The 19,907-nt window shown below is 54.8% G+C and carries 25 protein-coding genes and 1 pseudogene; 14 read left to right on the forward strand and 12 right to left on the reverse strand.

Translation table 11 applies throughout. From position 1 onward, the window contains the following. The first annotated feature begins 321 nt into the window (after positions 1–321). Positions 322–498 (forward strand): hypothetical protein, encoded by a 177-nt coding sequence (locus tag LJF34_RS04445; protein ID WP_231183533.1) that lies wholly within the window; start codon positions 322–324, stop codon positions 496–498. On the opposite strand, the gene LJF34_RS04450 is transcribed toward LJF34_RS04445, so the two are convergent. Continuing rightward, on the reverse strand, positions 485–691 hold the full coding sequence (locus tag LJF34_RS04450; RefSeq protein WP_231183535.1) for a hypothetical protein: 207 nt from the start codon (positions 689–691) through the stop codon (positions 485–487). The genes LJF34_RS04445 and LJF34_RS04450 overlap by 14 nt on opposite strands. Before the next feature lie 203 nt (positions 692–894). On the opposite strand from LJF34_RS04450, the gene LJF34_RS04455 reads away from it, so the two are divergent. Together LJF34_RS04455 and LJF34_RS04460 are read left to right on the forward strand one after the other, a co-directional pair. Continuing rightward, positions 895–1,683, forward strand: coding sequence for a hypothetical protein (locus LJF34_RS04455; RefSeq protein ID WP_231183537.1), 789 nt, complete (start codon positions 895–897; stop codon positions 1,681–1,683). 265 nt (positions 1,684–1,948) lie between these two features. Then, positions 1,949–2,746: a hypothetical protein gene (locus LJF34_RS04460; protein ID WP_231183539.1), complete on the forward strand. Its 798-nt coding sequence runs from the start codon at positions 1,949–1,951 to the stop codon at positions 2,744–2,746. A gap of 127 nt (positions 2,747–2,873) precedes the next feature. On the opposite strand, the gene LJF34_RS04465 is transcribed toward LJF34_RS04460, so the two are convergent. Both LJF34_RS04465 and LJF34_RS04470 read right to left on the reverse strand, forming a co-directional pair. Continuing rightward, positions 2,874–3,839 carry a hypothetical protein gene (locus LJF34_RS04465; protein ID WP_231183541.1) on the reverse strand — a complete coding sequence of 322 codons (966 nt, stop codon included), beginning with the start codon at positions 3,837–3,839 and terminating at the stop codon, positions 2,874–2,876. Between the two features lie 97 nt (positions 3,840–3,936). After that, positions 3,937–4,176, reverse strand: a complete 240-nt coding sequence (locus LJF34_RS04470) for a MarR family transcriptional regulator (protein WP_231183543.1) — start codon at positions 4,174–4,176, stop codon at positions 3,937–3,939. A gap of 583 nt (positions 4,177–4,759) precedes the next feature. Between LJF34_RS04470 and LJF34_RS04475 the strand changes: the two genes are divergently transcribed. The 5 genes from LJF34_RS04475 to LJF34_RS04495 all read left to right on the forward strand — a co-directional run bounded on the left by LJF34_RS04475 (position 4,760) and on the right by LJF34_RS04495 (position 7,834). Further along, positions 4,760–5,104 carry a helix-turn-helix transcriptional regulator gene (locus LJF34_RS04475; RefSeq protein ID WP_231183545.1) on the forward strand — a complete coding sequence of 115 codons (345 nt, stop codon included), beginning with the start codon at positions 4,760–4,762 and terminating at the stop codon, positions 5,102–5,104. Next, entirely contained in the window at positions 5,101–5,565 is a 465-nt protein-coding gene (locus LJF34_RS04480; protein ID WP_231183547.1) for a hypothetical protein, read from the forward strand. Before LJF34_RS04475 ends, LJF34_RS04480 begins: the two co-directional genes overlap by 4 nt. Continuing rightward, positions 5,562–6,158 carry a J domain-containing protein gene (locus LJF34_RS04485; protein WP_231183548.1) on the forward strand — a complete coding sequence of 199 codons (597 nt, stop codon included), beginning with the start codon at positions 5,562–5,564 and terminating at the stop codon, positions 6,156–6,158. Before LJF34_RS04480 ends, LJF34_RS04485 begins: the two co-directional genes overlap by 4 nt. Beyond that, complete coding sequence (locus LJF34_RS04490) at positions 6,151–7,203, forward strand: site-specific integrase (protein ID WP_231183550.1); 1,053 nt, start codon at positions 6,151–6,153, stop codon at positions 7,201–7,203. The genes LJF34_RS04485 and LJF34_RS04490 overlap by 8 nt, the downstream gene beginning before the upstream one ends. A 451-nt stretch (positions 7,204–7,654) precedes the next feature. Further along, positions 7,655–7,834: an AbrB/MazE/SpoVT family DNA-binding domain-containing protein gene (locus tag LJF34_RS04495; protein ID WP_231183552.1), complete on the forward strand. Its 180-nt coding sequence runs from the start codon at positions 7,655–7,657 to the stop codon at positions 7,832–7,834. Positions 7,835–7,896: 62 nt separating this feature from the next. On the opposite strand, the gene LJF34_RS04500 is transcribed toward LJF34_RS04495, so the two are convergent. Continuing rightward, entirely contained in the window at positions 7,897–8,304 is a 408-nt protein-coding gene (locus tag LJF34_RS04500) for a hypothetical protein (RefSeq protein ID WP_231185039.1), read from the reverse strand. A gap of 60 nt (positions 8,305–8,364) precedes the next feature. Beyond that, positions 8,365–8,619 (reverse strand): annotated as a pseudogene (locus LJF34_RS04505) (DUF6516 family protein); the annotation flags it as partial. 314 nt (positions 8,620–8,933) lie between these two features. On the opposite strand from LJF34_RS04505, the gene LJF34_RS04510 reads away from it, so the two are divergent. After that, positions 8,934–9,215: a hypothetical protein gene (locus tag LJF34_RS04510; protein ID WP_231183554.1), complete on the forward strand. Its 282-nt coding sequence runs from the start codon at positions 8,934–8,936 to the stop codon at positions 9,213–9,215. Between the two features lie 66 nt (positions 9,216–9,281). Here LJF34_RS04510 and LJF34_RS04515 read toward each other — a convergent pair whose 3' ends face one another. Continuing rightward, positions 9,282–9,701, reverse strand: a complete 420-nt coding sequence (locus tag LJF34_RS04515; RefSeq protein ID WP_231183556.1) for a hypothetical protein — start codon at positions 9,699–9,701, stop codon at positions 9,282–9,284. Positions 9,702–9,732: 31 nt separating this feature from the next. Further along, positions 9,733–10,746, reverse strand: a complete 1,014-nt coding sequence (locus tag LJF34_RS04520) for a hypothetical protein (protein WP_231183558.1) — start codon at positions 10,744–10,746, stop codon at positions 9,733–9,735. 644 nt (positions 10,747–11,390) lie between these two features. Between LJF34_RS04520 and LJF34_RS04525 the strand changes: the two genes are divergently transcribed. Together LJF34_RS04525 and LJF34_RS04530 are read left to right on the forward strand one after the other, a co-directional pair. Further along, complete coding sequence (locus LJF34_RS04525; protein WP_231183560.1) at positions 11,391–11,732, forward strand: hypothetical protein; 342 nt, start codon at positions 11,391–11,393, stop codon at positions 11,730–11,732. Positions 11,733–12,013: 281 nt separating this feature from the next. Beyond that, positions 12,014–13,351: a hypothetical protein gene (locus tag LJF34_RS04530; protein ID WP_231183562.1), complete on the forward strand. Its 1,338-nt coding sequence runs from the start codon at positions 12,014–12,016 to the stop codon at positions 13,349–13,351. A gap of 64 nt (positions 13,352–13,415) precedes the next feature. Here the strand turns inward: LJF34_RS04530 and LJF34_RS04535 are convergent, their stop codons facing one another. The 3 genes from LJF34_RS04535 to LJF34_RS04545 form a co-directional block, all read right to left on the reverse strand. Continuing rightward, a complete protein-coding gene (locus LJF34_RS04535) occupies positions 13,416–13,985 on the reverse strand; it encodes a metal-dependent hydrolase (protein ID WP_231183564.1) in 570 nt (189 codons plus the stop codon). Positions 13,986–14,228: 243 nt separating this feature from the next. Then, positions 14,229–14,540 carry a HalOD1 output domain-containing protein gene (locus tag LJF34_RS04540; protein ID WP_231183565.1) on the reverse strand — a complete coding sequence of 104 codons (312 nt, stop codon included), beginning with the start codon at positions 14,538–14,540 and terminating at the stop codon, positions 14,229–14,231. A gap of 155 nt (positions 14,541–14,695) precedes the next feature. After that, positions 14,696–15,010: a HalOD1 output domain-containing protein gene (locus tag LJF34_RS04545; protein ID WP_231183566.1), complete on the reverse strand. Its 315-nt coding sequence runs from the start codon at positions 15,008–15,010 to the stop codon at positions 14,696–14,698. A gap of 176 nt (positions 15,011–15,186) precedes the next feature. Between LJF34_RS04545 and LJF34_RS04550 the strand changes: the two genes are divergently transcribed. Both LJF34_RS04550 and LJF34_RS04555 read left to right on the forward strand, forming a co-directional pair. Beyond that, complete coding sequence (locus LJF34_RS04550) at positions 15,187–16,599, forward strand: DNA polymerase IV (protein WP_231183567.1); 1,413 nt, start codon at positions 15,187–15,189, stop codon at positions 16,597–16,599. A gap of 72 nt (positions 16,600–16,671) precedes the next feature. Then, entirely contained in the window at positions 16,672–16,956 is a 285-nt protein-coding gene (locus LJF34_RS04555) for a hypothetical protein (RefSeq protein WP_231183568.1), read from the forward strand. 10 nt (positions 16,957–16,966) lie between these two features. Here LJF34_RS04555 and tpiA read toward each other — a convergent pair whose 3' ends face one another. Continuing rightward, positions 16,967–17,611 carry a triose-phosphate isomerase gene (gene tpiA / locus LJF34_RS04560; RefSeq protein ID WP_231183569.1) on the reverse strand — a complete coding sequence of 215 codons (645 nt, stop codon included), beginning with the start codon at positions 17,609–17,611 and terminating at the stop codon, positions 16,967–16,969. A 213-nt stretch (positions 17,612–17,824) separates the two neighbouring features. Here tpiA and LJF34_RS04565 point away from each other — a divergent pair, with 213 nt between their 5' ends. Further along, positions 17,825–18,814, forward strand: coding sequence for a DUF4349 domain-containing protein (locus tag LJF34_RS04565; RefSeq protein WP_231183570.1), 990 nt, complete (start codon positions 17,825–17,827; stop codon positions 18,812–18,814). A 95-nt stretch (positions 18,815–18,909) separates the two neighbouring features. Here the strand turns inward: LJF34_RS04565 and LJF34_RS04570 are convergent, their stop codons facing one another. Beyond that, a complete protein-coding gene (locus LJF34_RS04570) occupies positions 18,910–19,863 on the reverse strand; it encodes a TIGR03557 family F420-dependent LLM class oxidoreductase (RefSeq protein ID WP_231183571.1) in 954 nt (317 codons plus the stop codon). Positions 19,864–19,907 lie beyond the last annotated feature (44 nt).

Here is a 19,907-nt window from a genome sequence, read left to right on the forward strand (position 1 = left end):
ATCTACTACACAAGAGATAATAATCAAATATTCTGAAATTGCCGATATCAATTGTGACAGAAAGAATACCATAGGAACCCAACTATATTCGTCGTCTTTTTGAAGATCAGCAATATGAGTAGTTATAACTTCTATTATGAATAGTCGTTCTTAAAAATTCATAAGCGCTCATTCCATCAGTCACCTCATCATTCCCAACTATGGTAATCTATGTCTGGATGTAATTATAATCTAACCGCCTACGGTATTATCGTCCCATTGATGTACCTGCACTGCCTTCGAGCAGGTCGTCACCGCGAGTTCCGGGTTGGATTTCTGGCTGTGCCCTTCGTGCTTCTGCCGACCATCTCGGTGGTGAGTCTGTTCAGCCTCGACTTTGCGGTCCACTCCCTGCTCGGAGTCGATCCGCACGTTCAGTCGAGTCGCGGATTCTCCGCGCTCGACGGCACATTCGTTGGACTGCTCATGGTCGCGGTCATCTACATCAGTCGTCGGTAAGAGCCTTAACAATCTTGTCGCGCATTTCGATGGACCTAGTGGGTGCGTTTGGGTACTTTGCCCGGTAGTCGCCGACATCAGAGATTTGTCCGGTGCAGTTCTGGCTCTCCAGATGACCCTTCTCGATTGTTTCAAATTCTTCGCCGCATTCTCGGCATTTGATGGGGCTGGGAGCATATTTGGTATCGGACATAGGTCTCTCCGTCAATTATTATCTATTGGTTATATAATTTTGTTGGCTGGAAAGAAGAGTGCCAATATTCACCATAGATGACAATCTTGGATCTTATTAGATATTTCACAGCCTATGTGCTGCAGTTAGGGGACTAAAAAGGGACTTCTCTCTTGAAAGCTCTTCCAAAGACCAATATATGATAAATGATATTTTTGATCCATATGAAAGACAAGGTATCGGGATTATTGGGGTCGATATCGCTAAGGGACGCAATTGTCGGTGCTTTAGTGGGTATGCTAATTACAACTGCATTCCAGCCGTTTCTGGTGAGTACGATGACTGACTTTTACGTTCATACTGGAGTGTACGACAAACCCGATGTCGATATCGAATTCTCCGAAATGGATATGACCTACCCTGCCGGAACAGAGGTCCCTGATTTTGATAACCTGAAATGGAGAAACAAATATTCCGTATACCGGATGGCGATCACAAACTCTGGTCAAAAGACGATACAGGATTTGGAGGTCACAACTCCACTACCCGGCTGTGCAGTCTTCGTCAACACCGACGGTCCATCAGTGGATGGTGACTACGAAGTAGATGATGTACTGTCAATGAGATTTTCAAACGGAACCGAGAACCAAACCGGTATTACAAGTTATCAATGTAGCAAGAAGGTTTCAACTGACTTTCTTGATCCCAAAGACACGCTCGTCGTCGAGTTCGTCGTCAAAAGGGATTTCAAATCCTGTGATATGTTGCTCGGTGTTTTTGAGAATCCAGATATTATCGCTGAATATCGGTGGGAAGTGGCTGGTCACTTTTACTCTGAATCAAAAATATCCCAGAAGAGAACTCTTTGGAACGGGTTTGCAGAATTTTCTCATTCGAATCCCGGGAAGGGATTCTTTATCGACGAAATCAACGGCCGTCACTATGGACCCTTTATTCGTACGAATCGCAGTTCTTTCCGTGATGGTGTACAGCAGTGTGGTGTCAATTGGTAATGAATGACACACTTTACAAAAACGCTGAAAAACAACCACGAGGGTCGCTTCGACGTTGAGTTAATGATCGATCGTTTCTGACCATTGAATACTGATAACTCCAAAATATAAATATAGAGTATAATGTCTCAATGAGGTGGAGATGTCTATCTCATTGGTTTAACAATCACGGAGACTATTGATCGGAGCAGAACAATATGTTTCAAACTTGTATAAATCCATGAATCAGTGAATTTTTATTTGGGAAGAAATACTATCCAGAAATATGGTAGAACAATCAACGCTTTCGCTTATTATCCAATTTGTCGGGCTTATTACACCTGCGTTAGCAATATTGATTGAACTTCTAGTTCGGTTTCATGGGGGAATGGATGAATTAACATCAGAGAGAGATATCCCTTTTGAAATACAGCTGCTTTTCTTTAGCTTTTGTACTTTATTGCTTGGTGGGATGGTTATTGGTGTTCAATTTGGATTGATGTTAGATAATCGTGTGACACAGACCGCAACTATGCTCATATTCGGATCACTCCCATTTCTAGCACTCACGGTGATCATAATGAATGTAAGAGTTTCTAGCGTTGCTGACTCTGATTCGAACTTATTTGAAAGAACAATGGCAAGCTTTAGATATGTGTCTTCAATAGTGCTTCCACTATCTCTCACGATAATACTGTATTTCAGTCCAATATACTATATGTCATACAAGGTTGATTCCACTCTAAATTGGTGGATTTTCCATAGTACGATAGAGCCTAGTTTGTACTTTTATCTTATAGCCTTTGCTTTAACATACAAGTTTATGTACTCTCTTTGGAGCCATGGCATAATACCGGGTAACAACTTTGAAAATATAATTGGGCAATGGTTTGTTGTGTCTTTTACCATTTTGGTGTTTTACTTGGTGCTTACTGGTATTGTATTTGCAATATATTCGGGACTAATAGTGCTTCGTATCCCATTTTTCACTCGTACCTCACCTATCTCTGCAATCCCGTACATATGGGGGTCTATCGTGCTACTGGTGACTGTCTATATGGAAATCGATCCAGATGAGGATTGAAGAATATCAATCAAATCGTGATTTGATGGCTACTCTTCGAGTTCGTCGGCATCAAGATCGCCAGCGAGATACTGCCGACCTTTCTCCATGATTCGGTAGTAGATCTTGCTCTCGTCCGGGTTTTCGATTAGTGCACCTGTTCCCTCGCTTCTTCTATCGTCATTTCAGCCCCAGTTAGAGGATAGAAGTAAATGGGGGGTGCCCAAGATCGACCATTCTCTTTGATCAACAGCCTTCTAGCGATTGACCCAAGTTTGTTAGACCGAATTCGCTCATAAGTAGTCTCATCTATTGTTCCCCATACCAGCATGCAGCATAGTGTAACAACACATGCAGAAAATCGCCCGCCCGCCCCATCACCATGTAGCATCGCATTTCTCACCTCACGTAGTACATCAAAGAACCCACTTAGTTTCGAGTTCATATTTTTAATGTAATCTGGTGCCTTCTGCTGAAGAGCCTCTCGATATGAAGGAAGTGGGTCTGTTGGCCGGTGAAGCATATCGACCTCTAAATACGCTAGCTCTGCCGGGCCAGTTAAGGTATCCACTGTTCGTAAATGCTCTCCGTAATCGCGTCTTCCTGGTCCTAATTCATCAGCAAGTCCTTCGAGGACTGCGAATGCCATGTAGCTAGTAGCGCGCCTCGAATCTCCCAACCAATATGATAGTTCATATGGAGAAAACTGAGAATATTTCATCATTAGCGTACCTTTTGCATCTTCAAGTGCAAATCGAAGCAAAGTCTCTACATGGTTGAGTAGTTTAGATATTGGCAATTCTCTCTCTTGCATCTCATATTCAGTCTTGATCATATCTAAACAAGCCCCGGTCCATCCCCAATACATGTACATGTCAATAACTCGCTTGTAGCTATTCGGACAGATAGCAAGGTCACAAAAATATTGAGGTATATATTGAAGTATTTCAAGATCTACTGTGTGTGGATACTCACCTTTCGGAAACAAGACAGGAGTTTGTTGGATATATCCTGCGTCAATAATATTTCCAGAGTCAACTTCAGGATTTGGCATTGCTAATGTATTCCGATTGTATAGCATTTGGAGAAGGATTTCTTCATTTTCAATGGTCATGATACTCTATTGTATTCTTGGTTAATAAAATGATTGAGGGAGAGCATTTCCGAGAGAGACACATTAGATCAAACTGCGAGTAAAGAGATCGGCAATATTACTCTTCGAGCTCGTCAGCATCAAGCTCGCCAGCGAGATACTGCCGACCTGTCTCCGTGATTTCGTAGTACCCCTTGCTCTCTTCGACTTTCTCTACCAAATCGTGTTTCAGTAGTTTGGGAAGACGTCGTCTCACTGTTGGATGAGAGACGGCAATATTATAGGAAATGACTGCTGGAGGAATTGCAATACCTGTCTCTGCAAGTAGCTCAAGAATTGCATCGTCCGACTTCGTCATCCATGGAACAACCGGACGCATTTGAGAAACGATTAGTGGCATCGAATTTATTCACACCGAAAACATCACTGCTGATACAATATTGGATTGGTTCTGATACTATATTGTATCAAGATTTATTACCCCTTCCTGATTTGGCAGATAGTAGGAAGCAACTTGCGGACCCGTCGCTGTTGGGTCCACTGTCGAAAGTAAGCGGACCGATGCTGATGACATCGGGTCCGCGGTAGCTTCCAAAACCAGAGCAGGAAGCCATGTACGAAGAAAACTCGCGGGGTCTTGAAAGCCCCGACTGTACGGACGAATCGATTGCCAACTGCCCCCACTGCGACACGCCGATCCTCGCGGTCGTCACGCGCGGTCCCTCGATGCACATTCTGGACCCGTGCGGCTGTCCGGTCGGCCCGCTGACCGCGCGCGACCTCGCCACAAACCAGTCAGAATCAAGAAACGAAACAGCTAATTCGACCGACTGCGATTCCACTTTCACTTTCACTCCGCTGTCGAAAACCCATTTAATAGGGGGTCCGAGTACTCCCGAGTTGATGACAAAGACGACGACTATGCAGGACGGTGAGAGCCGATGAACGACAGCGACGAACGAGCGTTCACCGATCTTCACGCGTTCAAGCGCGACCTCCTCTACGCGATTCGCGCGCTCGAACGGGACGAACCCCCGAAGGGACTCACCGTCAAGCGCGTGCTGGAGGCCGACTACAGCACGGATATCAATCACTCGCGGCTCTACCAGAACCTCGACCAGCTCGTTGACGCTGGCCTCCTCGAAAAGGGCCACAAGGACGAGCGTACCAACGAGTACGAAACGACTGACGCCACGCGCCGGATGCTCGAAGCGAGAGCGAAACGCCGCGTCGAAGAAGCCGGGCTCGGCGAACCCGCGCTTTCCGCGGGAGGTGAGCAGGCGTGAGCGAACACGAAGACGACGCCTCCACGAATGACGTACCGAGAACGGAAGCCGAACTGACCCGGCGCGTCACCCAAGACGGCGAACTGCTCGTGCGTCCCCAACGCTGGACGTACCCGGACGGTCGGGAAATTCACGTTCTCCCTGATCTCCGTAGCGGCGGTATCACGGACATTCTCGTCGCCGAGCGAGCCGAGAACGGTTCGACGACGTTCCTCGTGACGAAGACCCAAATTCACGCCGAAGACGACATGACCTGCGAGTTCATCGACGTGGAGGAGTCGTGGTTTGACGGATTCCTCGACGCCATCTGCACGTCGCTCCCACACGAGATGCAATCCGCACGCGACATGCTCCTCCACGTCGTCGATGATTGGAACGAGATACCGGACGCGGGGAAGGCCAACGCGTTGGATCACATCATCGACGATTTGGAAGTGGCCCGCAGGGAGGTGGCAGAATGAGCGACGCCACGCTCGACTGGCCCGCGACGTTCGAACAAACGGACCCTACGGAGCGAACGCGGAACAACCGCTACGAGGCGTCGCTTCGTACGTCCATCGACGACGTGGCCGCGGAACTCAAACGGGTTGGTGTGGACGATTGGCGGCTTTCGACTGCCGCACGCCATCAGAAACAGAACCCACGATATCCCTACGCGAACGCCTCCCCCACGGACCCGAGCGCGGTCGTCCGCTGGACGATGGATGGCGAGCAGTACGCGGTCGCATGCGACGCCTACTCGAGGCTCCGCGACAACGTGCGAACGCTGTATCTCTACCTCCGCGAGAAGCGCAAGATGGAACAGCGCCCCGTTGTAACCGGCGAGAGCGAGTTCGCCAACGCTCGCCTCCCACCGGCCGACGAATCCGCTGTCGCGGCTCCTGCACCCGCTGACGAGCCCCACGAAATTCTCGGTGTTGCGCCGGACGCCCCAGACGCCGTCGTCCGGGGTGCGTTCCGGGAACTCGTGAAGGAACGCCACCCCGACCACGGCGGGAGCGAACGCGAGTTCACTCGCCTCAAGCGGGCTCGGGAGGTGATGCTCGATGACTGACGCCAAGAATCGGAAACAGCGCGACCTCTCGCCGGTCGAAGCGGCTGAGCGGTTCGTCGCCCGTCGCGAGAACAGAAACAGCTACAAGACGGTTCGGAGCTACCGGAACCGGCTCACCACCTTCGTCAACTGGGCCGACGAGAACGACCTCGAGGTGATGCGAGAAATGGACGGCTGGTGGATCGACGAGTACCAGCGGCATTTGGAGTCACAGGACTACTCCCCCGTGACGGTTCAGGGGAAGATGTCCGCGCTCGACCAGCTGCTCCAGTACTGTGTCACCATCGAGGTCGTCGACGAGAATCTCCCGAACAAGCTGGAAGTGCCGAAGCTCACGAAGGAAGAAGAGACGAGCGACAAACTGCTCGAACCCAGCGAAGCTGAGAAGTACCTCTCGTTCTTCCGGAACTCGGTGAGACACCGCGGGACGATCCAGCACGTTCTGCTGGAACTCATCTGGCACGTCGGCGGGCGTATCAGCTGTTTCCGCGCCCTTGACCTCGGCGATTGGGTTCCGGAAGAGCGGAAGTTGATGTTCCGGCATCGACCACCGACCCGGCTGAAAGGCGAGAAGGATCACGAGCGCAACGTCCTCGTCTCGAAGGAGGTTGCGGACGTGCTGAACTTCTGGATCGAACGCGAACGACCGAACAAACGTGACGACAACGGACGCACTCCGTTGCTGACGACGAACCACGGTCGAGCGTCGGAGAGTTCGGTTCGCTGCTGGTCGTACATGGCTACACAGCCGTGTCTCTACACCGGCTGTCCGCACAACAAGCAGCGCGATTCGTGCAAGTTCACGGAACGCCAGTACTCCAGTCGGTGTCCGTCGAGTCGCGGTCCCCACGCGATTCGAACCGGGAGCATCACGTGGCAACTCAACAGGGGCCTGTCGTACGTCAAGGTCGCAAAGCGCGTTGCCGCATCGCCCGAGACGATTCGACGATACTACGACAAGCCGGACTTGGAGGACGAACTCGAGCGCCGACGTCCGGACACCGAGAACATGGACATTTTGAGCAGCGTGAGCGACGATGTGTGATGCAATTCCTTCGTTCGGGAAATCACAAGAGGGCGGTCGGTTCATCGCAAGAATTGGTGCCCCTCCGACCCCATTCTTATTTCGACGCAAAACGACGAGCGGAGCGTGGAGTTCGCGAGCAGCACGATCAGGAGAACGCCCAGTCGTTTCATCGCTCACCTCCGTCAGCTGTCTGAGACGAATCGGAACGATCCTCGTTCTTACTCTGATAATTTTTCCAGTCGGTCCACCGTATTCGTGCCTCCGAAAAGGAGGTTGCTGGGCGCCGTTGCCCGTTTTCCCGTGTCATGGGTTATTCACTCGACCGGCGCGACCGGTCGATGCGGACCTTTCAAGTACCTCGCTGTTAAGTCATAATTTTCTTGAGGTGTCCTGATTTATTACTATGAAGTCGCATCGAAGAGCCTCAATCTTTATTAGAAAGACGGTTCGCAGGTGGAGCAGAGTTGCTATGGAAATTCAACGACAATTCGCGGACACGCGGAAAGCACAGCAGGGCGACGGTTGCATCCAGATTACAGTTCCTTCCGATGTCGTCGAGGAGTTCGGGATTGAGGGCGGGGACGACGTCCTTTGGACCGGAAAAGAGGGCGAGGATACGGCTGTGATTCACTCGCCGCACAGAAACTGAGAACGTCAGCAGGAAAGCAACTTATTCTGGGAGTCGACTGACCACTTCGCTGAAAAACGGACTTACGCAGGACTCACACCACGCCTCCCTGAACCGGGCGAGACGTCGATGTATATCTCGATGTCGTCGTAGCGAACGACTGGTCGTCGTGACTGTCCTTCCTCCACGAACTCGATCACGTGTAGCGCCTCCAGTTCAGTCAGATTCCGGTGAACGTCCCTGTAATCTCGATCGACCAGTTCAGCGACTTGCCGTATACTCTCCGGTTCGTGTTCGTTGATCGTTCGGAGCAGTTTGAGGTTCGTCTCACTTACTAGCCGTGCGAGGTCAGCCTCGTTCTCGAAGGTCAACGTGTGTCGACTCTCGACTTCTTCGCCGCGTTCAAGCGCTTCGATAGCTTCTCGGGTTTCGTCAAATGCCTCTTCTGCGTCCGCGACTCGAATTCGGAGCGTTCTATCTTCAGTGGTCATGGTTTGGGGTGTCAGAGGGGGATACCAGACGATTTTAGTCAGTTTCGTGATTTCTTCTTGGAATCGGTCGTATAACGCCATCATTCCGGGGAATTCGATTTCTTCGACGCCGTCAGCAGTATGCCGGTCATGGCCATGCGTCCGTTCGTGAGCATTGTCGTAACGAAGGAGTGTTTCCCCTTCGAGAGTCCCGAAATGGAGGGTATACTTCCACCCACATGGGTATTTGTCTTTGGTCGTTTTCCGCACTCGGATATGGGTGATGTAGCCATCTTCTTTGACTGTATCATCGATAACCGTCTCAACGTCTGCCATCCCTATTCTATGGGACGTATCCCATCACCAAAGGACTATGGGAGGACGCCCATATGTAATGAGTTCATCATTTCGATTGCACTCTGACTTGTGAACACCGGTTTGGCGTAGCTTCTGGGGGTTGTAGAAGACGAGAAACGAATCCGCGAAATTGCACACATCCATCGTGAGCATCGTGTGCAAATCGAGTCGATCGCGAGTGACTCGGCGTTGGTTCAACCGAGTTGATCGAACGGTTCTCGGCGTTCTTTATATCTGGTCAGTGTTTCAGCTACCCGACAAAGCTAGATTTCTAGGGGGACGTGTGCAATAATATGCGCCTTCGAATGACCGACTCACGGGAACTGCGAATGGAATACCTCCTCAAGGCTACCGGCGAGGAGACCAAGAGCAAGGCGCTCGATCGCGCCGCCGAGTTCTATCTCCAGATGCGAGGGGACACTGCTGCCGTCCCGAACGGGGCTTTCGTTGAGTTGATGGAGAAAGCAGAGCGGCAGGGGAGCGTGACTCCTACAGAGATCGCAGAGGTACTGAATACAGACGAGCTTCCCGTCGAAGCTCAGACGAGTTGGTCGGTCGGACGAACAGATATGTAATCGTTATCTCGAATCTGATTCTGTTACGAAATCCATGATCCAATAAGAGTGAATTGGATATAGTAATCATTCAGAAGTGGAGCAGGGGGATTGAAGCACCCCGAGCTTTCCATTTGCATCAATCATATACCTGATATTAAAACATTTTCCTTGGTCTGCAAGTTCTGCCCCCACTTTGATCCACTCATCTTTTTCTTCTAATTTCGCATGCAACTCATACGACGCTGGTTTTGTTGGCCATGTTTGGTCAAAATTGTGACCTCCTGGGTCTCCGTTTCTTGCAGGTTTGACCCGCTCGCTTGTACGAAAAACAGTTTTCCCATCTTCTATCATACGAACGGTGAGTTCATGTGGCTGCTCAGTTTTGTTAAATACTCCAATAGATTCGAATTTCAACTTCGGGTCGTCTTTTAATTGACTAATACAACCAGCAGAGAGGATGAGTCCACTCCCTATAGCAGAAAGAACGGAACGACGAGAGCGCATTTACGAATACACCTAATACAGACTATGGTGATTATTCTTTCGGTGTGAATGAAACGGGATAAACAACTTTCTTCACATAACCATCATCATCTGCGATATCCCGTAATGGCGAGTTAGCTGAGAAATTTTCTCGTGGAATTCGGAATGCTGGATGATCTTCTTCTGTTTGGAATACTTCTTCGTTGTTTGCCGCGTGACTGCTCATTCCTTGGAGAGTCCTCTGAGTATTCAACTGATTCACAATAACACCACCATTATCAACATCACAGCGAAGCTGGGTTGTTAGTGAGTCTTGATTCGTAGCGTCTGTTCCGTTTACCTCTTGAGAGATGGTGACGGCTCCCTTTTTTGTGGCATCACTAACCAGTATTCGCATGAAGTTGCTCGTGTCGGGTACACCACTCACAACAGAACTGCCATGCTCCCATTTCACACTAGCTGTGTTACCGCCTTCTGGCTGATTGCCGGGGTTAACAAATGCACTTATTATGTCCGCTGCATAGTTGGCATATGAATAATAATTGCTCACTTCGGAAAGGACGAGATTCATCGCGGTCTTTGCAGCTGTCTCATAGTCTGCATCACTACCGCCAGGGTCCGGCGCCACACCAAGATAGCCTCCAGAAGAGGTGACAGGACGGTAGAAACTACTCGAATTATGATTTTCAATCCCTACTTTTTGATAGAACAACGAATCATCGTCTTCCCATTCGCCTTTTTTCCGACGTGCCCCACCATGACCACTGATATTGAAATCATGGAAATATGGTGTCCCATCGTTTCGATTGTTATTATCTTCGAATGTTCCGTAATACGAGATATTGACGCCAATCTCTTGCGCAATTCTTACTGCACTAACGTATTTTGATGCTCCATTGGAATTCTGTTGTGAAATCGGATATCCTCCACCACCGGGGATATCTTCGGGTTCTACTGCAGAACCACTGGTTGTCGTTCCAGCCAGTACACCAAGGTTGGTTGCAGTAAGGCCCGCTGATTTGATGATCTTTCGTTTCGAGACTTGAAAGCTATTTTTATCTGTCATTATTCTAATAATAGATAGAATTCTTTTATACTTATCTTAATTATATTTATATGTATATTTGTGAGTCATCTCGGAGCCTCAACGATCAATGAATGTATCTCCGGATTTGTGCCAGCACTCCGGCAGTTCTCAATGGTGCGTTCGTCGAGCTGATGGAGAAAGCGGAGCGGCAAGGGAGCGTGACGGCGGAGGAAATCGCGGAGCTGCTCCACACGGATGAATTGCCTGTCGAAGTCCAAACGAGCTGGTCAGTCGGAATCGAGTAAATCGAATAGATTCTCACAGTGTGTGGTTTTGCTGGAGAATGCGAATGAGTGCGATTCCAAAAAGGATGCTTATGCCGAGGAATATCATTTGGAGGCCTGAACCAGGGGCTTCACGAGTTGCAAGCTTAAAAGAGAAGGCTAGACCGATGCAAACTCTCGCTATTTTCAGCGGTGTCGAAATCATTAGTACACGATTACGTTTATCGGATTTACATCTTCTGTCAAACAGTAGTACTGGAACGAGCATGAACCGAATACGGAATATCGCTGCGGCTTTGCTGGTTCCACCAGTCAACGTATCGATCATTATTATCTTCATTCAGCGTATAGTACATCCAATAGACGGTTATTTTTATCAAACCGGTCGAAGAAACGCTCATGCAAGTGAAAAGCTATACCGCCACAGGTCCACAATTTTCGGAGCTCAAAGCAGCACTCACCGAGCGGTTTACTCCGGAAGAATCCCACACTGGAGACGGATTCGCGGTGCTGATGATTGAGGAGTATGAATTTTGGCGAACGAACTCAAATATGCAAGTCACCATAATTCTCGAATCTACTTCTGAGAACTCTTGTCTGGTAAAGCTAACCGTGGGGGGCGGGGCGAGCGGGATCTTCAACTGGACGTATGGATCGGAAGAAAAAGCACTGCAAAAGATCACACGAGAAATCGAGGAGGTATTTGATGAGTTCGGGATGACGGCCGAAGGCGATAGTTAGTGACTACATCAACGCCATTTGCTGCTATTGCCCGTCGCCGACACGCGAAGCGGCTGTCGCGACGATGAATGCTATGAGGCCGCTCAGAAGGCTCTTTTTCAGGACCATGTGACCGCAATCTCAGGTAGGCAAAAGGGTCCATCGGTGGGAACAGGACAAATAACCCGTAAACGGAAACACGTCGAAGTTGGTCGGCCGAAGGAGACCGCATCGGGGGTTCGTTTTCGTTTCAGACGGACCATAACAAAGAACGCAGTCGCCGACGTCGAGAGTGATTCACGATGATACCAACCGACGATTCATGGACGCGCCGTCGGATGCTTCGGCAGTTCGGTACGCTGCTCGCGGGTTCGTCGCTCGCCGGGTGCGCCCAAGTGAAAGACGAATCTCGTGAGCGCCAATCCACGACGACAACGACTTCGTCGACGGACTACGACCCCAGTGACGTATCGCTGCGAAAACTGGGCCAAACGTACCTCTCGGCGGGTCCTCCCCCGGGTGGGGGTTTTTCAGAGGTTTCGGTTCGGGAGGACGGCAAGTACGCCGTCGTCGGCACCAAGTGGGGGACGAGCGGGACCTTCCTCGTCGATCTCGGCAACAGGAACGCGCCGAAGCGGGTACACTTTTTGGGGAACTCGGACAATGCGCCGAATCTGGATGTGAAGTTCGACGCCCGAGACGGATTGTATCACCGGGCGATAGAGGAGACGTGGCCGGGGAACTTCGAGGTCGTCGATTACGGCCACTCCGCCGGAACGCCGACGAACCCCACCGTCGTCGGCACCGTTTCGGACGGCAAGTCACACAACGTGAAACCGCACCCCACGGAACCGGTTCTTTACACGATGAACTACGGGCTGGAGACGAACGGGTTCGACGTGTACGACGTCTCGGACCCGACGTCTCCCCGGAAAATCGGTTCGCACGGTCCGCAGGGAGCGGGACACGACATCAACGTGGATTCGAAACGGGAGTTGCTCTGTTGTGCGTACCAGTCGGGGCAGTTCATCGGATTCATCATCTACGATGTGAGCGAACCGCGACATCCGGAGGAAATCGGTCGGTTCGACTACGAGAAGCAAAAGCCGTACGACGACGCACAGCTCGGCGAGGAGGCGTTCGGGGCGGCACACCACGGCCATTTCGACCCGCAGCGCGAGTTGCTCGTGTTCGGTGACGAACGCCCGCAGGGGATCCCGGGCGGCAAACACGTCTTCGATATCGGATGGAAAGACGGTTCACCGGAAAACCCGATTCCGGTCGGGTTTACCGTCTCGCCGAACGCACAGCACATGACCGGCGACTACGCGAGCCGCTTCGATTGGACGGGTCACCACTTCGATATCGTTTCCGGCGAAGGGGCGACGCTGGTGGTTGCCGCGGATTGGCACGAGGGGACCGTAGTGTACGACATCACCGATCCGACGAACCCGCACCCCGTGGATCGGTATCCCACTGACGATGGCGTGAACGACATCGCGCTCAACGGCGAAGTCAAACAACTCGGGTCGCCGCCGATGGCGTGGAAGGCCGTTTACAACGACGCACGAAACCTCGTCGTCGTGAGCGACGTCTTCACCGGCCTCTACACGTTCGAACTGACGCCAGCGTTGAAATAGATCGCCCGGAAGGTGTACTAGCCGCGAGAAAGTGACCGACGTCTCCGTTTTCGGTCGACGGGAGTTATCGCCCGACGACGGCCCTTTTCAGTTCCGCGACGACCGGCGCGCCGTCGATCAGCCACAGGAGGAACACGCAGAAGTACGGCGCGAGGTAGATGCCGATTATCATCAGCTGTTTTTCCGTCGAGAGCGAGTGGAAGAACGCGCCGATGATGTGGAACGCGCGGTCAAACAGCGACACTTCGTGGCCGTAGGGCGGAAGGGTCACGACGGGCCACAGTACGCGGTCGAACGGCGACCGATGGTGCTCTATCATGGCCATGAGGATGTCGCCGACGAGGTGGGACCAGTAGCCGACGGCGAAGGCGGCGGCGACGGCGGCGCGGTTTTTGTACAGGCCGACGGCGAGTACTAACAGTCCGATCGGAATCGCCACGAACACCGAGTGGGCGACGGAGTACCCCTGCGGGAACAGGTGGAGTCCCCACGAGAGGGGTTTATCCACGAGGTCGGGCAACTGGGTTCCGAAGAGGAGGGCGAGCACTGCCTGTGCGGACGGCGGTGCGCGCGTCCACACGCGGTGGCCGAGCGAATACAGGGTGTACCCGAACGCGGCGTGTCCCCACGGCATCATCGGGATCTCACCGCCTGACGGGCGCGGACGCGACGGAACGGACGGGACGAACCGGACGTTCGTATCGGCTCCCTGTCTGAATATCTCATCACCCTGTAGGTAGTAAGTCGAGGGTTAAAAAGTTCGGAGAACTAGCTGTCCGTTCGTCGAACTGCCGATGAACGAGGGGGATACCGATGCGTCAGGAAAACTCGATGACTGTCGCTGTCGGCGGGATGACCCGTGTGAGATGAAGGCCGTCTACTCTTTCACGACGACTTTGCCGTTCGCGTCGACGGTCACTTCGTACACGTCGTAGTGGAAGGTGATGGAGACGTTGTCCCGTGCATCCCCGTAACGGCGGGTTCGGAACAGCGCGTCGATGGCGTCGCAGTTGACGACGGCGTGGAGCGGTTGCATCCGGTTCGGTTCCGCATCCATGACTGTTGCGAGGGCGCGGACGAGACCGGCGCACGTGTGTCCGTTCGCCATCTCGCGTTCGATGTTGAAGACGTAGGTCGAAGACGTTTCGGCGGGGTTGTCGTCGTTTACGTTCTCTATTTCGATCTCCATACGATCATCACTGGGTGTATTGACCACAGGTATACTACTTCACTCTCAGAGGTGAGGCGGTAATATAGCTATCGGCGGTTCCCGAAATAGAGAAAACGGTTAGCAACCGTCATGTCGAACCGTTGGAGGGTCGCGTGGGGGGGACGTTGTCGGCGTCAGTTGTCTCCCGATGCGGTTTCGGACGTCGAAGAGAAGGATTGGGAATCCCGAACGTGCTCGATCTCGATCCGTCCGTCACTGTGGACTGTCACTTTGTGGGGACCGTACTGAAACTCGACGTTCCCGTTCGCTCGGGCCTCCCCGCGATACGTCGCGGAGAAGAGCGAGTCGAGCGCATCAGGGTCGATGATATCGTACAGTACGGGCCTGATCTCCGTGGGGGTCGTCCCCTCGTGTTCGGCGATTGCATTGATTACCCGGATACTCAGTCGGTCATCGGCATTCGAACGTCCTTCGTGGGGCGCGACCATCGTACGAACCGTTACCACATATCGGTGTATAAACATAGCGAAATCTCATGTAGATGGCTCGAAAAACGTATTAATCGCCAGTGGCTGTAAAAACTGTCAGTGTATGTTTCGCATCAGTTTTCACTTTCGGCGCGGTTTGCACACCTTCATTCCGATCGCCCACCAACTCCCTCACAATGTCGAACCGCGGCGGTTCACGCTTGCCCGGCGTCGGAGAGGAACGCGAGGAGCGTATCGTCCTTCACGTCGATATGGACTGTTTCTACGCGTCCTGCGAGCGACTCCGTGAACCGGCGCTTCGCGGCGAACCGGTCGTCGTCGGGATGGGATACGAGGAGGGCGAAGAACACGGTGCCGTCGCTACCGCGAGTTACGAGGCGCGGGAACACGGCGTAGAGAGCGCCCAAGCGATAGGGAAGGCCCTCGAACGACTGCCACGGAGGGCGGAGGGCGATTCACCCGATACTGACGGTGACGACAGTGATGGTGGGGAAAAGGACGCCGGCGACGGGGGAAACGACGCTGACAAGCGGGACGAAGGGGACGTAGTGGGTTATTACCGCCCTGTCGATATCGAGTTCTACAAATCGGTCAGCGCGGACGTTCGCGCCATCCTCCACGACTGCGCGGCCACCGTGCGCGAAGTGAGCATCGACGAGGCCTACCTCGACGTCACGGACCGAACCGCGTGGGACGTCGCGGAGGGGTTCGCCCGCCACGTCAAAAACCGAATCGAGCGCGAAGTCGGCGTCACGGCGAGCGTCGGCGTCGCGCCGAACATGAGCGCGGCGAAGATAGCGAGCGACCACGATAAACCGGACGGCTTGGTCGTCGTCGAACCGGGAACGGTGAGCGAATTCCTCGCCCCGCTCGACGTTGCCGAGATACACGGCATCGGGCCGGTGACGGCGCGAACGCTCCGCGAGATGGGTATCGAGACGGCGGGGGACCTCGCGGACGCCGACCCGCGCGTCCTCGCGGACCGGTTCGGCGAACGCGGCCGGGAACTCTACCATCGAGCACGCGGCGACGACGACAGGCGGGTGACGCCGACCGGCCGACCGAAGAGTCTCTCGCGCGAATCGGCGTTTACCGACCCGACGACCGACTCCGCGGAGAAACGGGAACGCGTCAGTACCCTCGCGGAGGCCGTCGCCGAACGCGCCCGCGACCGGAACGCGATGTATCGGACCATCGGTGTGAAGGTCGTGACCCCGCCGTTCGACGTTCACACCCGCGCACGATCGCTTTCGGGGCCGGTTGACGACCCCGGACTGGTCGAGGAGGTGGCCCTCGACTTGCTCACCGAGTTCGACGACGACACGGTTCGAAAGGTCGGCGTGCGCGTGTCGAACCTCCAGTTCACGGAGAGCGACCAGACGAGCCTCGACGGGTTCGACGCGCCGGAACCGACGGAGAATCGACCACGGCCATCGCAGTCGGGGGATGAAGGGGAATCGTCCGAAAAATCGACGGTCGGCGCCGATTCCGGTTCGACGGCGGAGACCGAACCGCCGGACGAACCGGACGAGGAGAACGACGGTGAGACGCGTTCCCGCGACGGACAGGTGTCGCTCACCGACTTCTGACGTTCGGTCCTCCGAGTTTCTAACGTCGCTTCCTCCGGACCGCTGATTACCCTCGCCTGTGTACACCGGTACATGAACAAGTTGGCCGCGGCGGGCGAAGCGGACGGTCGTTGGCGTCTCCCGCAACACGCCCACATCATCGTTTACGAGGCGGAGGGCGGCGACGAACTCCTCACCATCTACGACTGCGGCGCGGCCCAAAAACCGCCGTCTGCCCAGCTAATCGGCAATCTCGTTCGCGTCCGGGCGGACCACGAACTGGAGCGGACGATCACGGGCTACATCGTCAGCATGCGTGAGGAATCAGTGTTAGAGCGACAGGAGAAGGACCACTTCGTCATCGTTTCAGACGAATAGTTCGATCCGATTAGAGCGGTTCGACGAGGTTTTCCAGCGCGGCTATCGGGTCGTCGGCCTTCGCGACGCCGCTCGCCAGCAGGACGCCCTCCGCGCCGAGGTCACGGGCCGCCACGAGGTCCTCGCCGGTGCTGATGCCCGCACCACAGTAGACGCTCACGCTCTCATCGACCGCTTCTGCGGCCGCCACCGCGTCGGTGACGATGTCCGGGTCGGCCTTGCTGACGGGGGTTCCACTTCCGATGAGTTCCGGCGGTTCGACGGCCACGGCGTCGGGGCCGAGGGCGGCGACGGCACCGATTTGCTCGGGGTTGTTCGCACAGACAGTAGTGTCGAAGCCGACGCGCTCCGCGGCGTCCAACCCGGCGTCGATGTCTGCGAGTTTCAGTCTGCACTCGGAGTGATTGAGCATGGTTCCGGTCGCACCCGCGTCGGCGACGGCCTCCGCGAGGGCGCTTCCGGTGTGGCTTCCGTGTTCGACCGGGCTGACGTGTTGCCCCCACGTCTCGACGCCCGTGTCGGCGACGCGCGAGAGGTGGGCGGTCTGCGGTGCCACGGCGATATCGACGCCGTATTCGTCGCTCACGTCGCGGGCCGCCTCCGCGATTTCTACCGGGTCGCAGGGGTAGGCTTTCAGGTTGACGAGTACGAACATATCCGAAGCGACTGTCGGCGGCCCCAAATAGGTTGCGTCATTCGAAAGTGAGAGACGGAGATGGAGAGAACGGGGACGAGAACGACGGAAACCGGGACGAAAGCGGATCGAGGAACGATCCCCTGAAACGACGGGGGAACGGACGAACGGATGAGTGAAACGCCTCTTTCACTCTTCCCAATAGTTTTGTTTGTAGGTTTACCAGTACCTTCCATGACAACACGGGTTCGAAAACTGGCCGTCCTTTCGCTCGTCCTCCTCGTCGCGCTCGCCGGCTGCTCCGGCATGGGCGGGAACGACGCTGCGAAGGAGAACGGGAACTACGATACCGGCCGTTCCGACGGCGGCGGTTCGGGCGGCGGCAACGCGGGAGACGGACAAGCCGACGAAGGGTCGCCGACACAGTCCGCGCTGGTCGTCCAGCAACGGATGCTCATCCGAACAGGCGACCTCTCGCTGTCGGTGGAGAGTTTCGAGAACACGAGCCGGGTGCTGACCGAGTTTGCCAGCGAACGCGGCGGATTCGTCAGCGACTCCTCCCAGCGCGTCCATCGACGCGGCAACGACACGTGGACCACCGGAAAAGTCGTCTTCCGTATCCCGAAGGACGACTTCTTGGCGTTCTTCGAACGGGCCAAGCAGGCGGGGGAAGTCCAGGAGTCGAACACGGGGACCGAGGACGTGACCGACCAGTTGGTCGATTTGAAGGCTCGCCTCGATAACCTCCAATCACAACGCGACAAACTCCGGGCGCTCTACGAGAACGCGAGCGACACGGAGGACGTTCTCGCCGTCCAAAAGCGCCTCTCCGCCGTCCAGTCCGACATCGAGCGACTGGAAGCGAAACAGCAATCGCTCGAAGGACGGGTCGCCTACTCGACGGTGACGGTGCGGATGCAGGAACCGCAACCGGATTCCGAGGCGGAAACCCCCGCCGAGAAATCGTGGTACGACACGGGTGTCGTCTCCGCGTTCCTCGATTCGGTCGATGGCGTCGTCGTCATGCTCAGGGCGTTCGTCGTCGGCATCGCGTACCTTCTCCCGTACCTGGCCGTCCTCGGGATTCCTGTCGGAGCGGTACTGCTCGTGCGCCGTCGGTCGAAGTCGAACGCGTCGTCGGTCACGCATGTGACGGAAGCGGATGAGAACGAAGCGGCGGACGTGGACGAAGAGGCGAACGTGGACGAAGAGACCGACGAGTGAGCGTACGGGCGGCGCAAGTGGTCGACGGAAACAGTCCCGATCCCATCCTCTCGACACCGTACGGCGTTTCGAGTTTTCGGCGTTCCTTCCGCCGTTCACTGCACGTCCGGCAACACTTCCTCCTCGTAGAATCGGAAGAAGGAGTCTTGGTCGGGGCCGATCTGGTGGACGTAGACGTGGTCGTACCCCGCGTCGGCGAACTGCTCTAAATTCTCGATGTGCGTCTCCGGGTCCGGGTCGGTCACGATGCTTCCCTCCGCGATGTCCTCGCGGGTGACCATCTGGCAGGCCTGCTCGAAGTGCGTCGGCGTCGGCAGTTGCGAGTTGAGTTCGCCGGCGAGGGCGCTGTTCGGCCACCACTCGTGGGCCGTGTCGATGGCTTCCTCCTCGTCCTCCGCGTAACAGACGGTCATTTGGCTGTACCGCGGTCCCTCGCCGCCGGCTTCCTCCCACGTCTCCACGGTGTCCTGCGGGCCGACGCTCCAGAACCCGTCTCCGAGTTCCGCGGCGGCCTGCGCCGCCCGCTTCCCGTAGGCGGAGACGATGATGTCGGGTGGTTCCTCGGGAAGCGTGTAGAGACGCGCGTTCTCGACGGTGAAGTGGTCGCCGTAGTAGCTCTGCTGTCCGCCTTGCCACAGTTTGCGCATTATCTCTATCGCCTCTTCGAGCATCTTGGTCCGAACCGCGTGTTCCGGCCAGTGTTCGCCGGTGACGTGTTCGTTCAGCCGCTCGCCCGTCCCGACGCCGAGGAAGAACTTCCCCTCGAACATCGTCGCGGCGGTGGCGGCGGCCTGTGCGACGACGGCCGGATGGATTCGCATGATGGGGCAGTTTACCCCGATTCCGACCGGCAAATCGTCCGTCGCCCGTGCGACCCCACCCAGCGTGGACCAGACGAACGGCGCGTTCCCCTGCTGGCTTATCCACGGGTGGTAGTGGTCCGAGATGGACGCGAACTCGAAGCCCACCTCCTCGGCACGGACGGCGTGGTCTACCAGTTCGTTCGGCCCGTGCTCCTCGCTCGAAATGGTGTAGCCGATCTGTGTCATTGTGCTCCCTCGTCGGCGGACGAATCGAATGTCATGCCATCAGC

The organism is Haladaptatus sp. DYF46 (assembly GCF_021083305.1).
Classification (GTDB): Archaea; Halobacteriota; Halobacteria; order Halobacteriales; family Haladaptataceae; genus Haladaptatus.